Consider the following 17050-nt stretch of genomic DNA (forward strand, 5'->3'; position numbering starts at 1 on the left):
TCGGGCGCATCTACTCGCAATGCCTCCGAATGAGGGACTTTCCGAACAGGAGGCGACGGCATTTCGGAAGCGCTTCGGGAACAACATGATAGCCGAGCAGGCACCTCGGTCGCGAGCGGCGATGGTCCGAGACGCTGCAGGCGATCCTATGCTGTGGTTCCTGCTGCTGACAAGCGGCCTGTTCGGCCTCTTGGGGCAATATACGGATGCGGCGGTGCTGCTGGTCGCGATCGCGCCATTGACGGGAATGGATCTCTATCTCCACCGTCGCACCCAGGCATCGATCGAGGGACTGAGCAGCGTGCTTGCGGGAGAGGCGACCGTCCTGCGCGACGGGGTGCGGGGCCGGATCGCCGCCGATCAGCTGGTGGCCGGCGACCTCGCCATTGTCGTACCCGGTGAGACCTTTCCAGCCGACGGGGTGATCATTGCCGGCACCGGGCTGCAGGCGGAGGAGTCCTCCCTGACGGGGGAAGCCTTTCCCGTTGCAAAACATCCGCATCGCGGATCGGCGGCACCCCCCGAGGAAGCGTGGTCCTTCGCCGGCACACGGCTCCTGACCGGGGAAGCCCATGTTCGAATCCTGCTGGTCGGCGGCGACACTCTCTACGGTGAGGTCGTAAAGTCGGTCGTCGAGGGTCCTCAGGGCCGAACGCCTCTTCAGGATGCCGTGGCCCGGCTCGTAAGGATTCTGCTCGCTGCCGCGCTCGCCATCTGCCTCCTGCTCGCTGCGGTGCGGCTGTGGCAAGGCTTCGGGTGGGTCGATGCCTTCCTCAGCGCCGCCACCCTCGCTGTCGCCGCCATCCCGGAGGAGTTTCCGGTTGTCCTCACCTTTTTCCTCGGCGTCGGCGTTTACCGGCTCGCCAGGCGAAGAGCGTTGGTGCGCCAAGCCGTCGCCGTCGAGACTATCGGACGCGCATCGGCGATCTGCAGCGACAAGACGGGCACCATCACCGAAGGGCGACTTGCGTTCAGCGACGCGGTGCCGGCTACAGCCATGGACGAGAAGTGGCTGATGACGGTCGCCGCCCTTGCTGCGCGAGCTGAGTCCGGCGATCCGCTCGACTCGGCCATCCTCGAGCGGGCCCCGCCGGCAGGGGCCGGATGGGAGCGAGTGCGCCTATTCCCCTTCACCGAAGATCGCCGCCGGGAGAGCGCTTTCTGGACAAGGCCCGAAGAGCCGATGCTGGCGGCGATAAAGGGCGCGCCCGAAACGATTCTGGACCTGTGCGACATGAAGACACAGGAAAGGGACCACTGGCTCGACGTGGTGCGCGGCCTCTCGGCGCAGGGCAAGAAGGTCCTCGGCTGCGGCTGGCTCACTTTCGAGAAAGCGCCGGCGGCGGAGCCGGAGAGCGGTTTCCGGTTCGCAGGGCTGATCACGGTGACGGACCCGATACGCACTGGCGTCCGCGAAGCGATGGTCGAGGCGCGGCAGGCGGGCATACAGGTCGTGATGCTGACGGGTGATCATCTCGAGACGGCGGCTGCGATCGCGAGAGAAGCGGGGCTGGCCGAGGCGCCGGTCCCGATCTCGGGCAATCACCTTGAGGAAGCGCTCTCGGACTTGGGCGGGGACGAACTGCAGCAATTGAGCGTCGTCGCGCGAGCCAGTCCCACCCAGAAGGTGCTTGTCGTGAAGGCGCTGCAGCGCTCGGGACGCATCGTCGCGGTCACCGGCGATGGGGTGAACGACGCTCCAGCCCTGCGAGCAGCGGACGTCGGCATCGCTATGGGATTACGCGGGACCCGCAGCGCACGGGAAGTCAGCCAGATCGTGCTCATGGACGACAATTTCAGCACGATCGTCGTCGCAATCGCGGAAGGCAGGCAACTCTTCCAGAACCTCCGGATGAGCTTCGCCTTCCTGCTAATGGTCCATATTCCCCTGGTCGCGACAGCCGCGATCATCCCCTTACTGGGATTTCCGCTGCTCTACCTTCCGGTCCACATCGTTTGGCTTGAGCTGCTGATCCATCCAGCCGCTATATTGGGCTTTCAGAAACCCGTAGACGACAGTCTCGCGGGGCGAAGTCCAACCCCAGCCAGCTTTTTCGCCGGATTCGAGTGGGCGGTGATCCTGCTCACCGGCTTGGCCGTCGCTGCGGCGGTACTCACCGTCTTCGTCCTGACAGTGCACGGAGGAGAAGAAGCTGAACATGCACGTTCGATGGCCTTCGTTACGCTCGTAGTGTCATTGGCGATCCTGCTGCTCACGCTGAGTCGAGGAGGTACTCGCGCGGCATGGCTGGTGGCACTCTGCGCTTTCGCCTCGGCCTTCGTTTTCATCCGGGTTGAGAGGTTCGCTGCGCTGGCGCATTTGCATGCACTGCAAACGAATGATTGGGTGGTGGCCCTCCTAGCCGGCATCGTCCCAGGGCTTGGTGCTATCTTTATGTGCTGGAGGCCCGGCCCGGCTCTGACCTCGCCGCACGTCGGATCGTCACGTTCTTGATGGCTCATGTTGGCTCTAGGGTGCTCACTGAGCAGGAGGCTATTGCGCGACAGTGTCTGTTATCGCTGGCTCAAGGGCATTAATCGGGCGGGCGGCGGAAATTCGGGTCCTGGAGGGTAAGCATGTAGGCCACAAGCCCATCGACTTCCCGCTCCCGCAAATAGAAGTCCATCTCTCGCGGATAGTTGTGCGCACCCTCCAGCCAATAGGAGAGCGTCTCCGCTGTGACGCCTTCCTGATTGACGATGACCGGAAAAGGAGGTGCGTTCGAAATCCGCGATATGCCGTAGCGACCGACGGCATGGCATTCCGCGCATGATGCCTCAGCAAATGCCCCGCCTTCTACGGCCGTCGCCGATGGCGCCGGCTCCACTGAGGGAAGCGGTTGGCAAGCTGCCAATAGCAGCGGGAAGCAAAACAGGCTCGCTGGCTTCAAGATTTTTCCTCCAATTGTTCCCAGGTCACCATCCGCGGCATGCCATTCTACCAATCTGAAGCGGGCCTCCATAGCTGTTCGGAACCTGCAGTCTCCAAATGTAATACCGGCGATAGTGCGGGCATCGCACGATTTAAGGAGTGAACCAATGCGCGCTATTAACGCACTTACGCTTGTGTTGCTGATCGTTGGTGGACTCACTGGGGCCTGGTTGGGCTGTTCGGATTCGACTTGGTCGCGGCTCTCTTTGCCGAAATGTCGATATTGAGCCGGATCGTCTATGCGATTGTCGGAGCCTCGGCGCTTTGGCAGCTTATTCCGCTACTCCAAGGCGAGAGGCGCCTGGCGAAAAACCTAGTCATATAGGGACGGGGAGAGTGAACGCTGAACCCTCCTTCGTTCGGGGGGGTAGGTGACTTCGCCATTGAAGTGACAGGCGCTCGCAGGCGTCTGTTGGCCCTGCCTCTGGCACCGCCCTCCAAAGAACCTGTCGCTCGAACATCCGGGTGAAATCCGGGTGAATTGATTTGCGAATGTGCTATATTCTCGGTCTGTTCCGATGCTTAAACAAGCAAGATCGGTAGAAATCCGTGGATTCTGCTCGTCTTCGCTGCGTTGACATCGCAGGGGGCGCCAATGGCGTCGTCAGAGCCGCGGCAACGAGATTTCCCAACGATTTGAGTGCCCATTTTTGTCGTCTGCGGGGCACCACTGTTACGAAGCGGGTCCTTGCTCGCGTTCATTGTTGCTGAGGCGCAGTTTGCGCCACGTAGCGTCCGATCAGAATGGCTGCGGGATAAAGGATTACCTCCTCCTCACGAGCATGCGCTGCGAGATTGTCGGCCAAGCGCACATAATCCTCGCGTCCGTTGCGCTCAGCGGTGGCGCGAAACCGGGTCAGGGCGTTCCGAATGGCTTCGTGTTCGCGGAGCATCTGAAGCATTTCGCGCTCAAGCGCGTCCGTCATTGGAAGCACCGTTCGCATTTCCGCCGTCGCCTGTCCTTGAATGAGGCGTATCAATGGCCCGTGTAGCGGCCGGGTTTGTGGAAGACGATCAGGACGCCGGCCGCCGCGACGGCGCTCACCACGGAGTAGGCGAACTGTTGCGTCCCCATGTGCAACACGGGCGCCGAGGCGCAGAGAATCAGAGCATCTCCGATCATCATCGTTCGACCCGCGTTCCAGCCGAACGCTTTGTGCAGAACGAGCGCAAGGATTCCCAGTCCGCCAATGCCGACCTGATGGCGCGCCAGCAGCAGGAGTCCTACGCCAATCATCGTCCCGCCGACGAGCGCGGCGAAAAGTCCATTCACTTCGCCGATCCGGAACCCGAGTGGCGCCGCGATCGCCAGGACCATGATCAGGAGATTGGCCGCGACCGCCTTAACGACGAAGGCCTTGCCCATCGACCTGCCTCCAAGCCCCAGAAAGGGGATGTTCAGCAGGGCGAACAGGACGCCGACCGACATGGGGAGGAGATAGGATAGCAGGAGCGCGAGCCCCGCCATGCCTCCCGTCACCAGCCCTGCGGCCTGGAGCATGAGGAGCCCCAATACGGCCAGGATGCAGCCGGTCAGAACGGCATATATGTCTTCAAACAACGTGTGTCGGAGGGACGCCGTCTGAACGGATTGCTCTACAGTCATGGAGATATGTGTACCGGATCTACCAGTGCTGCACTGTCGATGAAGGCCCCCGGGCGGCGAATCCGAAAGCTGCCAGCGCGGACGATGGCAGCGTCGGAGGCGAGGAGCTTTGATATGCATCAATGACTCGACGATCGGCATCGCGCCTACTGTAGATTTCTCTTCCTGGCACCATGTGGGAGGGCTGTTGGCGACCCATCCCGGCGGCTGGACGCGGAGGAGTCAAGCCGCTAATGAGAACAAGGTGCAACGGTAGTCGAAGGATGTTTCGTCACCCCATCCAGATCGCAGCCGCCGATATCGACGACATGGGCCATGTGAACAACGCGGTGTATCTGCGCTGGGTACAGGAAGCGGTTGTCGGTTATTGGCGTAAGACGGCCCCTGCCGAATCGGTTGCGGCGCATCTGTGGGTCGCGCTCAAGCACGAGATCAGTTACCGCCGCCCCACATTCCTCAATGACGTGGTCGTGGCCGATGTGGTCGCGGAGCAGGTGAAGGGCGCGCGCGCCTTCTTCAGCACGATCATCAGGCGAGGCGAGGATGTGCTCGCCGAGGTGAAAAGCTGCTGGTGCTGCCTGGATGCCGCCACCGGCCGCCCGGCGCGCTTGGCGCAGGCTGTCGTCGCCCGCTTCATTCCCGAGTGATGCTGCATTCGCGGTGTGCCAGCCGCCGGAAGGACTGCTCCAACGAGCGTGTGGAAGTGCTCTGCAGCCGACCCGTATTGCACAGATGAACACGCCCTGATTTGACCTGGATCATCGCCAAGGGCGCCCTGCCGGTCCCAGACGATGACGCAAGCAGATCAATCGAAGGAATCAGCCGTGACACATGTCCAAACCATAGAGCCTCTGGGGCAGCGCAATGTCGGCGAGATCGCCGCCAATATGGCAGGAGCGACGGGCGTTTTCCGGCGTTTCGGGATCGACTTTTGCTGCCATGGCGACGTTCCGCTCGACGAGGCGGCGCAGGCCCGAGGGATCGAAATCGAATTGCTCCACGGGGCGCTGTTGGAGCTTGACGGCACCGCAGACGCGTCTGCGATACCGGACGGCACGGCGGAGCTGACCGACCATATCGTCGCGCGTTATCACGAGGTCCACCGGCGTCAGGTTCCGGAGTTGATCATGCTGTCGCGCAGGGTCGAGCAGGTGCATGCCGGAAAGCCGGGAGTTCCGGCGGGGTTGGCTGACGTCCTCCAGCACGCCCTCGGCGAATTGGAAGTGCATATGAGGAAGGAGGAGCTGATCCTCTTTCCGGCCATGCGCCGGCAAGGCGCCGGACCGCTGGACGGCCCCATCGCACAAATGCGCGAGGATCATGTCGATCATGGCGCATTGCTGGAGCGCATGGCCGAACTGACCGGCGACTTCACGGTGCCGGAGGGCGGCTGCGGTACCTGGCGTGCGCTGTATGCCGGGGCGATGCAGTTCAGGGACGATCTGATCGAGCACATCCACATCGAGAACAATATCCTGTTTCCACGCTTCGAGAGCCGCGCGGCCTCGTAAAGCTACCCTGCGCCTCGAGCATTTTTGACTTTGTCGGATTGGCGCCCAAATGGGTGGGCCGGGCACGTTGCTCGGCCCACCATGTCATGGGAGGTCAAGATGCCCGATACCCTGGCAGTCCCGGATGCTGTGGCGGCGGCCGCCTTCTGGCGGCTTGTCCGTCACCTGCAGCATCGAACGGATGTGCAGAATGTGGATATGATGGGACGGACCGGCTTTTGCCGCAATTGTCTGTCGAAATGGCTGGAGGAAGCCGCCGAGGAGGGCGGCGCATCGCTCGGCAAGGGGACTGCCCGCGCGGCTGTCTATGGCATGCCGTACGACGACTGGAAGGCCCGTCACCAGACGGACGCGACGCCGGAGCAGCTGGAGCGAATGCAGCAAAGCGTCGCGCGCAATCGGGATTGAACGCCCGATTTGATGAAAACGGGGGCTGCTCCGCCTGATCGGCAGCCCCCTTGCGCTTCCATTAGATGCTACTAAATTAGCATGATCTAATGGAGAGTGTAATGCAGCCTGACCTCGTCAACCAGTTCAGCCGTCACGCCGCCGAGGCAGTGGGCTTGCTAAGGGCATTGGCCAGCGAGCCGCGCCTGCTCGTGCTCTGCTACCTCGCCGAGGCCGGCGAAATGTCCGCTGGTGAGCTCACGGAGCAGGTGGGCCTCAGCCAATCGGCTTTGTCGCAACACCTCGCCAAGCTGCGCGAGGAAGAGCTCGTCGCCACCAGGAAGGAGGCCCAGATGGTCTTCTACCGCGTCTGCGATCCGAAGGCAGAGCAGTTGCTCGCGCTTCTCCATGACCTCTTCTGCCCAGACCTTGGGCAGGAGAGCGCCACCGGGACCAAGGGAAGTTGAAAATGGGAATGGACATCAATCTCGAGCGCGCCGCGTCTCAGATCAATGCGGTGCTGCAGGGGAAGATCCGCACACCGCACGTGGAGGCCTTCTTCGACGAGCCGACCTTCACGGCGAGCTACGTCGTTCACGACCCCGCCACCAAGGCTGCGGCGATCATCGACAGCGTGCTCGACTTCGATCAGCCGTCGGGACGGACCAGCTTTAAGTCCGCCGACGCCATGATCGCCTATGTCGAGGCGGAAGGGCTCAATGTCGAATGGCTGCTCGAGACCCACGCGCATGCCGATCACCTCTCGGCCGCGCCCTATCTCCAGGAGAAGTTGGGCGGGAAGCTCGTGATCGGCGCCGAGATCGTCACCGTGCAGAATGTGTTTGGCAAGATCTTCAACGAAGGCACCCGCTTCGCCCGGGACGGCTCGCAGTTCGACCGCCTGCTCGTCGATGGCGACAAGCTGATGATCGGCGAGATCCCCCTGATCGCGCTTCACGTCCCTGGCCACACGCCTGCGGACATGGCGTACATCATCGGCGACGCGGTGTTCACCGGCGATACCATGTTCATGCCCGATTACGGCTCGGCACGGGCAGATTTTCCCGGCGGTGATGCGCGCCAGCTTTACCAATCGGTGCGCCGCCTGATGAAGCTGCCGGATCAGAGCCGCGTATTCCTCTGCCACGACTACAAAGCGCCGAACCGCGACGAATATGTCTGGGAAACGACGATGCTCGCCGAGCGGACAGGTAACGTCCACGTCCACGAGGGCGTCAGCGAGGATGATTTCGTCGAGATGCGCACGCAGCGCGATGCAACCCTTTCGATGCCGAAGCTCATCCTGCCGTCGATTCAGGTCAACATGCGCGGCGGACGGATGCCGGAGCCCGAGGAAAACGGCGTCAGCTACCTCAAGCTCCCGCTCAACCAGCTCTAAGCGGAGACGAAAGTCATGGAAACGATGACGCCATTGATGGCGATTGGCGGCGGCTTGCTGATCGGCACCGCCGCCGCGCTCCTCCTGCTCCTGACCGGCCGCATTGCCGGCGTCAGCGGAATGGTGGCCACCGCAACGAGGATGGGTGCCGGTGGCACTCCCTGGTCGCAAGCGACGGCCTTTCTCGTCGGCCTGCCGATCGGCGCTGCCTTGATCGCGCTGGCAGTACGGACGCCGGAGGTGATTGTCACCTCGTCGGTGCCGCTGCTGATCGTCGCGGGCCTCCTGGTCGGCTTCGGAACCCGGCTCGGCAACGGCTGCACCAGCGGTCACGGGGTCTGCGGAATGGCGCGGCTGTCGCCTCGATCGATCGCCGCCACGGCGACATTCATGGCGAGCGCCGCCGCCACCGTGTTCATCCTGCGCCACGTGATCGGAGGCTGACATGCGTAAATTTCTTCCGGGGCTGATCGTGGGCGCCATTTTCGGCGCGGGCCTCGCCCTCTCGGACATGGTCAATCCGGCGCGCGTGCAGGCGTTTCTCGACGTTGCCGGCGCCTGGGACCCGACCCTGATTTTCGTCATGGGCGCGGCCCTCGTGCCGTCCGCCATCGCTTATCGGGTCCGCGGCCGGATGACTCGGCCGCTGCTCGGCGACCGTTTCTCCATACCTGCGAGCCGTACGCTCGACCGCCAGCTACTCATCGGCGCCGGCATGTTCGGGATCGGCTGGGGTCTCGTGGGCTTCTGCCCCGGACCCGCCGTCGCCGGCCTAGTGCTAGGCGCATGGCAACCGTGGCTGTTCGTCGTCGCAATGCTCGCCGGAATGACGCTGCACCACGTCTTCACCGCAACTCGGGCCCCTGCGCCCGCATACGAAGGATAATCACAATGGACCTCACACGACTTTCCGATCAGCTCGCAACGGGGCCGCAGGTGCGGCCCGAGCAGCTCCGCGAGATTGCCGCCTCTGGCTTCGTCGGTGTCATCAACAACCGGCCGGACGGTGAAGCCCCCGATCAACCGAGTTCGCTCGAACTCGAGGCTGAAGCGAAGCGGGTCGGTCTTGCCTACTGGCATGTGCCCGTCGTGCCTGGCGCTATGACCGACAGCGACATCCGCGCCTTTGCCGCCGCCCTCGGCGAGGCGGACGGCCCGGTGCTCGCCTTCTGTCGAACGGGGAACCGGTCGACCGCTCTTTGGAAGGCTTCGCAGGCGGTCTCCTGACCCTTCGATCGATTGGATAACCAGTCATGCTCGATACCATTCAATATCTGCTTGGAGCCGGATCGGGCGTGCTGGTCGGGTTCGTCCTTGGTCTGGTCGGCGGCGGAGGCTCCATCCTCGCCGTCCCCCTCATGGTCTATCTGGTGGGCGTCCCCAGTCCGCATGTCGCGATCGGCACCAGCGCGCTCGCAGTCGCGGCCAATGCGCTGACCGGGCTGCTCAACCACGTGCGCCACGGAAACGTGAAATGGCGATGCTCGCTGGTCTTCGCTGCCGCCGGAATCGTTGGCGCGTTTGCAGGATCCACCGCAGGGAAGGCGTTCGACGGACAGAAGCTGCTCTTCCTGTTCGCGATCGTCATGGTCGTCATCGGCGTGCTGATGCTGCGCAACCGACGCCGCGAGGGTGATCCTTCCGTCGTCCTCGGTCGGGAGAACGCACCCAAGCTCGTTGGCTATGGCGCTGGCACCGGATTGTTCTCCGGCTTCTTCGGCATCGGCGGCGGGTTCCTTATCGTTCCGGGCCTGGTCGCCGCGACCGGCATGCCGATGATCAACGCGGTCGGTTCCTCGCTTGTGGCGGTGAGCGCGTTCGGACTGACGACTGCCGCGAACTATGCCTTCTCCGGCCTGGTGGACTGGGCGCTCGCGGCTGTCTTCATCCTCGGAGGGATAGCCGGTGGTCTCATCGGCGCGCGCCTGGCTAAGCGCCTCTCTGGCACGCAAGGTCGCCTGACTACCGTCTTCGCCGGGCTGATCTTCGTCGTCGCCGCCTATATGTTATGGCAGAGCCCCGCCGTGTTCTGATTGATCATCATGCCTGATGTTGTGACGCTTGGCCCGTTGGCCTTTCCGCTGGAGCGCCTCCTTGCCGTGGGGTTGACGTGGGCGTTCCTTGCGAGCTCGCTGTGGCTGGTTCGGCATAAGGGGCAGCGGGCGACACGCACGCCGTGGCTATCGCTCGGGATCGGCATCGTGGCTGCTCGCGTGAGCTTCGTCGTATCGCATTGGGAGTCGTATCGGTCCGACCCGGCAACGGTGCTATACCTCTGGCAAGGTGGGTTCGAACCTCTTGCGGGCATCGTCGCCGCTGCGGCCGTCCTCGTCGTGGGCATGGGGAGCTTTCGCAAGGCTGCTGGATCTATGCTCGTTCTAGCGGTCGCGAGCGGGATTTGGATCGGCTACCTTCAATTCGAAGCACAGCGGCCCCGCCCGCCATTCCCCGCAGGAATCCGGCTCGTCGACCTTGCCGGTCGGCCGATGTCGCTGGACGCCCTTCGCGGGAGGCCGTTTGTGGTCAACCTGTGGGCCTCGTGGTGCGGGCCATGCCGCCGTGAAATGCCGATGTTCGTCGAGGTGGCCTCGACGACGCCGGAGGTTGCGGTGCTGCTGGTCAACCAAGGCGAGGACCAGCGCCTGATCCAGCGCTTCCTGGAGGATGAGGGGCTGCCTGCCGGGAACATTCTCTCGGATCGCGGCGCGTCTCTGATGCGGCTGACCGGCAGCTCTGGCCTTCCCACGACTTTTTTCGTGAGACCGGACGGACGCATCGAGGAAACCCACATGGGGGAATTGTCGCGAGCCGCGTTGCTGCGGGGGATAGACCAGTTGCCTCGATTGTAGCGCGGGCCCGACCTTCCGGCCCACTTTCAGACAATCCCCAAGCGAGATCTAGCCCGTCACACGTGCGGCCGCGAAATTTCCCAATGATCTGAGTGCCCACCTTTGTCGCCTGTGGGGCACCATTCCCGGTCAAAACGGGGCCGCGGCGCGGATGCCGCCGCGGTCTCTTACATAAACAAGATGCGTTTCCGCGAGGCTCGGCGCCGGCCGGAACTAAATGTGTCGAGTGCCGGTTGAGCGGGAAGGCCGGGATAACCGGGCCACGACCGAGCAGGTCGCACGTCGCCTTCCGCGGCACGTCCGCAGGGTGACCGGTCGCAGATCTCCAGGCGGGAGGCCTGAATGCCGGATCCGGTTCATAAGCGCCGCGCAAGCCGTTCCCTGATAATTGTCCTGTTGGGCGCGCTGTTCGCGCTCATTGGCGTGGTGCTGGCGGTCGGCGGAGCCTGGTTGGCCGCCATCGGCGGCTCGCTCTATTACCTGCTTGCCGGGCTCGGCCTGGTCGTCTCCGGCTGGTTGTTGATCCGCGGGCGAGTGGCGGGTGTCTGGCTTTACCTGATCATATTCGCGCTCACCATCCTATGGGCGCTCTGGGAAGTCGGCTTCGAGGGATGGGCGTTGGTGCCCCGGATCGTGGGCCCGGCCGTGCTCGCGATCCTGGCCGTCCTCGCCTTGCCGCTGCTCCGCCCCGAGCGTTGGCGCTGGCGGGGCGCGCTTGCGGGTACGGCTGGCCTTCTCGTCCTGCTGATCGGCGGGTCGGTCATCATAGCCGCCAGCGGTCGCAGCTCGGCGGGCCCGCTCCCCGCCTCATTTGCCGCGCCGATGGCCGATCCGGCACTGATGCAGGCCGGCGCCGACTGGCCCGCTTATGGCGGCACCTACAGCGCGAGGCGCTATTCCCCGCTTGCTCAGATCACGCCGGACAATGTGGCTCGCCTCGAGCGCGCCTGGGTCTTCAACACGGGCGAGCTCCCGGAGGATCGCTGGGGCGCCGAGACCACTCCGCTCAAGGTCGGCGATTCGCTTTATCTGTGCACCGGCATGGGCGTCATGATTGCGCTTGACCCGGTCACCGGCCGTCAGCGCTGGCGCTACGATCCGCAGGTCCCGGAGGAGTGGATCCCCTATACCGCCGCCTGTCGCGGCGTCTCCTATTACGCCGTGCCTGGCGCCGGCCCTAACAGCCGGTGCGCGGCGCGCATCATCGGCGGCACGCTCGACGGGCGTATCATCGCCGTCGACGCGCGCACGGGCCGGCCCTGTCCGAACTTTGGCGTCAACGGCCAGGTCGACATCAAGCGCGGCATGGGGCCGGTCTCCCCGGCCATGGTGTCGATCACCTCGCCCCCAACCATCGTTCGCGGCGTCATCGTGACCGGCCATCAGGTGCTCGACGGGCAGCGCCGGGACGCCCCGTCGGGCGTGATCCAGGGCTTCGACGCCGTCACCGGCGAAACGCGCTGGGCGTGGGACATGGTGAACCCGCAATGGACCGGCGATCCGCCTGCGGGCCAGATGTATGCGCGCGGCACGCCGAATATGTGGACGATCGCGAGCGGCGACGAGCAACTCGGCCTCGTCTATCTACCGATGGGCAATTCGACGGTGGATTATTGGAGCTCAAGCCGGCGGCCGCAGGAGAACGAATTCGCCACCTCGCTCGTGGCGCTGGACGTCACCACAGGCAGGCCGCGCTGGCACTTCCAAGCGGTGCACAATGATGTCTGGGACTATGATTTCGGCGGCCAGGCGTCGCTCGTCGATTTCCCGGTCGGTCAGGGCGTGGTGCCGGCGCTGGTGCTGCCCAGCAAGCAGGGCGACATCTACATCCTCGATCGCCGTACCGGGCGCTCGCTGTTCCCGGTCCAGGAGCGGCCGGTACCGCAGGGCGGCGTCGAGCCTGCGCAAAGGTCGCCCACGCAGCCCTTCTCCACCTACCACACGCTTGCCTTCCCCAAGCTCACCGAGCGCGACATGTGGGGCATGTCGCCGATCGACCAGATGGTTTGCCGTATCCAGTATCGCCGCGCCGTCTACGACGGCCCCTACACGCCGCCGCGCGCCGACCGGCGGAGCATCCAATATCCGGGCTATAATGGCGGCACCGACTGGGGCGGCGTGGCGATCGATCCGGTGCGCGGTCTGATCATCGCCAACTATAACGACATGCCCAATTATGTCCGGCTGGTCCCGCGCGAGGAGGCCGATCGGCTCGGCTGGGCCCCGCGCAGCGAGGCGCGCGGCGGCGACATGGGCAGCGGCGCGGAAGGGGCCGGCGATCCGCAATGGGGTTCGCCCTATGCGGTTGACGTCAATGCCGGCTGGCGGCTGCCCTTTACGGGCCTGCTCTGCAAGGAGCCGCCTTATGGAGGCATCCGCGCGATCGACCTTCGCACCGGGCGCACGATCTGGGATCGGCCGCTCGGCACGGCGCGGCGCAACGGCCCATGGGGCATTCCCTCGATGCTGCCGATCAACATCGGCACGCCGAACAATGGCGGCGCGGTGGTCACCGCCGGCGGACTCATCTTCATCGCCGCCGCCACCGACGACCTGATCCGCGCCATCGACATCCGCACCGGTAAGACGGTGTGGCAGGATGCTCTCCCCGCCGGCGGACAAGCCGGCCCGATGGTCTACGAAGCGAACGGCCGCCAATATCTCGTTATCATGGCCGGCGGCCATCACTTCATGGAGACGCCGATCGGAGATGAAGTCATCGCCTACGCGCTACCATGATGCTCATCGAGGCCGCGAGTGAGGAAGCGGTCAAACATTCCCAGGCCATGATCGTTCGACACACTCCTAAGAACTGACCATTGCTTTTCCGAAACTATGTCGGCGGTGAGACGTTCATCGTGGGGCTCGGCTCTGCCGGGCTCTGATCCGCGAGGCGGTTACATCAGGATGAGGACGATGCCGTGGCAACCACCTTCGAACGACGCCGATTGGGATCGCTGCACCCTGTCCATGCGATCCTGCTTGGCTTTCCGTTCCCGCTGTTCCTCGGCGCCTTGCTGAGCGATCTCGCCTACGCCTCCAGCTACGAGATTCAGTGGACCAACTTCGCGTCCTGGCTGATCGCCGGCGCGCTGCTGGTCGGGGCGTTTCTCCTGTTGTGGGCGTTGGTCGATCTGCTGCGAGCCAGAAGCGGAGCGAAAGGGCGCCCGATGCTGTATTTCATCCTCATCCTCGTGATGTGGGCGCTCGGCTTCGTCGATGCGCTGGTCCACGCGATGGACGCTTGGGAGAAAATGCCTGCCGCGGTGATCCTCTCCGTGATCGTCACAGTGTTGGCGCTCGCGGCCGCCTGGATCGGCTATTCGTCGTATCGCAGTGGAGAGGTGCGGTGATGCGTTCGATCCTCCTCGCCGGCATCGCGGGTTTCTCCATGCTCACCGCCTGCGGCAGCGATCCCGGCCCGACGGCGCAATTCGGCCCCGATCCGACGCTTCCGGAGCCGAAACGGGGTCTGCTTCCCAACATGACCATCGCCAAGCCCGTCAGCTGGGGCGGCGAGCTTCCGACCGTGCCGCAGGGTTATACGATCCGGGCGATCGCGACGGACCTTGCTATTCCGCGGCAGACCCTGGTGCTCCCGAACGGGGACATATTGGTGGCCGAGGGGTCCGGCGGCAGCGCGCCGACGCTGACGCCCAAGGATTTCATCGCCGGCCGGATCAAGAAGCTTGGGAAGAGCAGCGTCAAGGGCGGCGACCGGCTGACCCTGCTCCGCGACGCCGACGGGGACGGTGCCTATGAGGGTCGGGGGATATTCGCCGGCAATCTCAATGCGCCCTACGGCCTCGCTTTCGTCAATGGCGCGATCTACGTCGCCAACCAGGACGCACTCGTGCGCTTCGATTATCGCGACGGTCAGACGCAGGCGAGCGGACCGCCAGTCAAGGTGACCGACCTGCCGTCTGCGCTCAATCACCATTGGACCAAGGCGCTGACCGTCAGCCCCGACGGACGCTTGCTCTATGTCGGCATCGGCTCCAACAGCAATATCACCGAGCGTGGGATGGCGGCGGAAGTCGACCGCGCCGTGGTGTGGCAGATCGACGCCGCGACCGGCGCTCACAAGCCATTTGCGACCGGTCTCAGGAATCCGACGGCGCTGGCCTTCCAGCCGGGCACGGCCCAGCTCTGGGCGGCTGTCAACGAACGCGACGAGATCGGCCCCGACCTCGTGCCGGACTATCTCACCTCGGTGCGAGAGGGCGGCTTCTACGGCTGGCCCTACAGCTATTGGGGCCAGAATGTCGACACGCGGGTCCGTCCTCAGAATTCGCAAAAGGTCGCTTCCGCGATCCGCCCCGATTACAGCCTCGGTTCGCACGTCGCGGCCCTGGGCCTGGCCTTCTCCAGCCCGGTCATGGGCGGGCGCTTCGCCGAAGGGGCGTTCGTCGGTGAACATGGCAGCTGGAACCGCAAGGACCTCGCCGGCTACAAGGTTGTGTTCGTTCCGTTTCGTGGCGGCAGACCCGCCGGCGATCCAGTCGACTTCGTGAGCGGCTTCCTCAAGGATGGCAAGGCCCGGGGCCGCCCAGTGGGCGTCACTCTCGACCCCCGCGGCGCGCTCATCGTAGCCGACGATCTTTCCAACACCGTGTGGCGGGTCACGCCCGCTCGCGTCCCGGACCAAGCGACGCCGGATTGAGACGAGGCCGGCGTTCACCCGATTGGGGTGTCGCTCGCAGTCAGTCGATCGACCGGGGGCACATGGGGCTTATGGGATCGCTCGCGGGGAAGGTTTCCTCAAGCGCCGCATCCAGAAGATTTTCTTGTCGTTCGCGACCCAAGGACGCCGTGCTGGCCACGGGATCCAGAGCTAAGCTTGCCACTTAGAGACTCCTATTTCAAAAAAGGGATTCACCAATCCTCAATAAAATTCTCTACTTCCGAACTAATTACATAACGAATTTCTAATCGTGTTGTTCCTAAATGATAGAAAAATAGTTGCTATACTTGAAAGTATTATCAACCGAACTCATCTATGTCTGATGAGTATCATTTCGCTTTTTGATAAATCGGAGTTTCAGCGCCTGACGATCGGCCGCTAAGCCGGACGCGCGCGTTTCGCCGGCGCGGTTCGGCACGACTAGGGCATCATCCAAGATGTTGGCCCGATGGGCTATTCTTCATTGAGGGTTTCGATGCCGGGCGAAGATGCTCTTCCGGCTGGAAGAGGTGTTGTTGCGCCTTGGCGGCGCTCATTTTTTGCTGCGAAAGGAAAGTAGAGTGGCGACCCGCTATTCACGCCAATTTTATTCAAGATCCAGACAACCTTCAGCCACGGCCCTCCGGGTGGGGACGTTGCTCAGCCGATATCCTGATCTGCGCGAGCAGGAGCTCGCGGAGCTGATCGAGCTCTTCCCCTTCCTGCCGATGCTCGACCTCAGCCTGATGACGGCCGACGACCAGCTGTCGGAAAAGCTCGTCGCGTTCCAAAGGGACCATGACAAGCAGCTGAAGGCACCCGTCTCCAGCCTCATCCTGTTCCTGGCCTTTCCGGCGCTGGTCGTGATCGGCTCGCTTTGGTGGGTGCTTACCTGAGCCGGGCAGCCGTATTTGAAGAAATTGCGCTCGTTCAGGGGTCGTCTCAATCATTGCAGGCCGGAACCAGTTGGTTTCGGCCTGCTTTTGTTTTTCAATCGGCGAGATTACCGCTGTGGGCGAGCATGGACCGGTGAATAGGTGACGATCGAGGGGTGAGTATGCGACAAATCGGGTCCGGTGAGTAACTGCCGTGGCGATGACACAGCAACAGATCCTTCAGCCATATATCGGGAAATGGGCGTGGACCTTGGCCTCCGGCCTCTTCACCATCGTCCTTGCCGTCGTCGCGTTCTATCTGCCCGTCATTGATTGGATGCCACGAGGCGGTCTCGTCGGCTGGCTGCTGTTTCTGGCGGGCATGGCCGAACTTACCTTCGGCTGGAAGCGTGGCCTGGATGTGGCCGGCAAAGCGGCGGTCGGGGCCGGGTTGGTAACGGCCGCCGCGGGTGTGCTTTTCATCGCCAACCCGACCGCCGCCTATTTCCCGGTCGCCAACCTGGTGATGGCCTGGCTATTGCTGAGGGGCGCATGGCTGCTCGTCATGGCCTTTTCGGGTCGTGCTGGGCGCCGGGTGGGCGCTTGGTTGGCGCTGAGCGGGGCGGCGGACGTCCTACTCGGCGTCTCGCTCCTCGCGGGACTGCCGATCGCGACCGCCGTCAACGCCCTGTTCGGCCCCACCCGCGAGATCGTCGCCCAGTTCGCTCTCATCCTGGCGGCGAGCTTCCTCGTCACCGGCGTCTCGCAGGTCGCGATCGCCTCCCTTCAGCGCGCTAGATCAAGGGCGGCGGACTGACCGCCGCCCCC

Annotated in this window: 20 protein-coding genes; 17 read left to right on the plus strand and 3 right to left on the minus strand. The window is 63.8% G+C overall.

The genetic code is table 11. From position 1 onward, the window contains the following. Positions 1–19 precede the first annotated feature (19 nt). Complete coding sequence (locus DF286_RS09235; RefSeq protein WP_109271168.1) at positions 20–2455, plus strand: cation-translocating P-type ATPase; 2436 nt, start codon at positions 20–22, stop codon at positions 2453–2455. 79 nt (positions 2456–2534) lie between these two features. On the opposite strand, the gene DF286_RS09240 is transcribed toward DF286_RS09235, so the two are convergent. Beyond that, positions 2535–2891, minus strand: a complete 357-nt coding sequence (locus DF286_RS09240; RefSeq protein WP_243444782.1) for a c-type cytochrome — start codon at positions 2889–2891, stop codon at positions 2535–2537. Between the two features lie 207 nt (positions 2892–3098). Here DF286_RS09240 and DF286_RS15540 point away from each other — a divergent pair, with 207 nt between their 5' ends. Next, positions 3099–3257: a DUF378 domain-containing protein gene (locus tag DF286_RS15540; protein WP_424141252.1), complete on the plus strand. Its 159-nt coding sequence runs from the start codon at positions 3099–3101 to the stop codon at positions 3255–3257. A gap of 373 nt (positions 3258–3630) precedes the next feature. Here DF286_RS15540 and DF286_RS09250 read toward each other — a convergent pair whose 3' ends face one another. Then, on the minus strand, positions 3631–3858 hold the full coding sequence (locus DF286_RS09250) for a hemerythrin domain-containing protein (protein WP_109271169.1): 228 nt from the start codon (positions 3856–3858) through the stop codon (positions 3631–3633). 50 nt (positions 3859–3908) lie between these two features. Beyond that, positions 3909–4538: a YitT family protein gene (locus DF286_RS09255; protein ID WP_109271170.1), complete on the minus strand. Its 630-nt coding sequence runs from the start codon at positions 4536–4538 to the stop codon at positions 3909–3911. Between the two features lie 263 nt (positions 4539–4801). Here DF286_RS09255 and DF286_RS09260 point away from each other — a divergent pair, with 263 nt between their 5' ends. The 15 genes from DF286_RS09260 (at position 4802) to DF286_RS09330 (ending at position 17039) form a co-directional block, all read left to right on the plus strand. Continuing rightward, a complete protein-coding gene (locus DF286_RS09260) occupies positions 4802–5185 on the plus strand; it encodes an acyl-CoA thioesterase (RefSeq protein ID WP_109271171.1) in 384 nt (127 codons plus the stop codon). Positions 5186–5362: 177 nt separating this feature from the next. Further along, positions 5363–6049 (plus strand): iron-sulfur cluster repair di-iron protein, encoded by a 687-nt coding sequence (ric, locus tag DF286_RS09265; protein WP_243444784.1) that lies wholly within the window; start codon positions 5363–5365, stop codon positions 6047–6049. 99 nt (positions 6050–6148) lie between these two features. Next, complete coding sequence (locus tag DF286_RS09270) at positions 6149–6457, plus strand: DUF1244 domain-containing protein (RefSeq protein WP_109271173.1); 309 nt, start codon at positions 6149–6151, stop codon at positions 6455–6457. 101 nt (positions 6458–6558) lie between these two features. After that, on the plus strand, positions 6559–6903 hold the full coding sequence (locus DF286_RS09275; protein ID WP_243444785.1) for an ArsR/SmtB family transcription factor: 345 nt from the start codon (positions 6559–6561) through the stop codon (positions 6901–6903). 8 nt (positions 6904–6911) lie between these two features. After that, positions 6912–7835, plus strand: coding sequence for an MBL fold metallo-hydrolase (locus DF286_RS09280; RefSeq protein WP_109272113.1), 924 nt, complete (start codon positions 6912–6914; stop codon positions 7833–7835). Positions 7836–7850: 15 nt separating this feature from the next. Then, positions 7851–8279 (plus strand): YeeE/YedE family protein, encoded by a 429-nt coding sequence (locus DF286_RS09285; protein ID WP_109271175.1) that lies wholly within the window; start codon positions 7851–7853, stop codon positions 8277–8279. Position 8280: 1 nt separating this feature from the next. Next, positions 8281–8721 (plus strand): DUF6691 family protein, encoded by a 441-nt coding sequence (locus DF286_RS09290; protein ID WP_109271176.1) that lies wholly within the window; start codon positions 8281–8283, stop codon positions 8719–8721. A gap of 5 nt (positions 8722–8726) precedes the next feature. Beyond that, the gene (locus DF286_RS09295) at positions 8727–9062 is read left to right on the plus strand and encodes a protein tyrosine phosphatase family protein (protein WP_109271177.1); all 336 of its coding nucleotides are present in this window, start codon (positions 8727–8729) and stop codon (positions 9060–9062) included. Positions 9063–9088: 26 nt separating this feature from the next. After that, positions 9089–9868, plus strand: coding sequence for a sulfite exporter TauE/SafE family protein (locus tag DF286_RS09300; RefSeq protein ID WP_109271178.1), 780 nt, complete (start codon positions 9089–9091; stop codon positions 9866–9868). Positions 9869–9877: 9 nt separating this feature from the next. Continuing rightward, positions 9878–10684, plus strand: a complete 807-nt coding sequence (locus DF286_RS09305) for a TlpA disulfide reductase family protein (RefSeq protein WP_146193589.1) — start codon at positions 9878–9880, stop codon at positions 10682–10684. A 342-nt stretch (positions 10685–11026) separates the two neighbouring features. After that, positions 11027–13423 (plus strand): membrane-bound PQQ-dependent dehydrogenase, glucose/quinate/shikimate family, encoded by a 2397-nt coding sequence (locus tag DF286_RS09310; protein WP_109271180.1) that lies wholly within the window; start codon positions 11027–11029, stop codon positions 13421–13423. A gap of 182 nt (positions 13424–13605) precedes the next feature. Then, positions 13606–14037, plus strand: a complete 432-nt coding sequence (locus DF286_RS09315) for a DUF2231 domain-containing protein (RefSeq protein ID WP_109271181.1) — start codon at positions 13606–13608, stop codon at positions 14035–14037. Beyond that, positions 14037–15347: a PQQ-dependent sugar dehydrogenase gene (locus tag DF286_RS09320; RefSeq protein ID WP_109271182.1), complete on the plus strand. Its 1311-nt coding sequence runs from the start codon at positions 14037–14039 to the stop codon at positions 15345–15347. The genes DF286_RS09315 and DF286_RS09320 overlap by 1 nt, the downstream gene beginning before the upstream one ends. 647 nt (positions 15348–15994) lie before the next feature. Continuing rightward, entirely contained in the window at positions 15995–16243 is a 249-nt protein-coding gene (locus DF286_RS09325; RefSeq protein ID WP_109271183.1) for a hypothetical protein, read from the plus strand. A gap of 199 nt (positions 16244–16442) precedes the next feature. Next, positions 16443–17039, plus strand: a complete 597-nt coding sequence (locus tag DF286_RS09330; protein ID WP_146193590.1) for a DUF308 domain-containing protein — start codon at positions 16443–16445, stop codon at positions 17037–17039. The last annotated feature ends 11 nt before the right edge of the window (positions 17040–17050 follow it).

The organism is Sphingosinicella humi (genome assembly GCF_003129465.1).
GTDB lineage: Bacteria > Pseudomonadota > Alphaproteobacteria > Sphingomonadales > Sphingomonadaceae > Allosphingosinicella > Allosphingosinicella humi.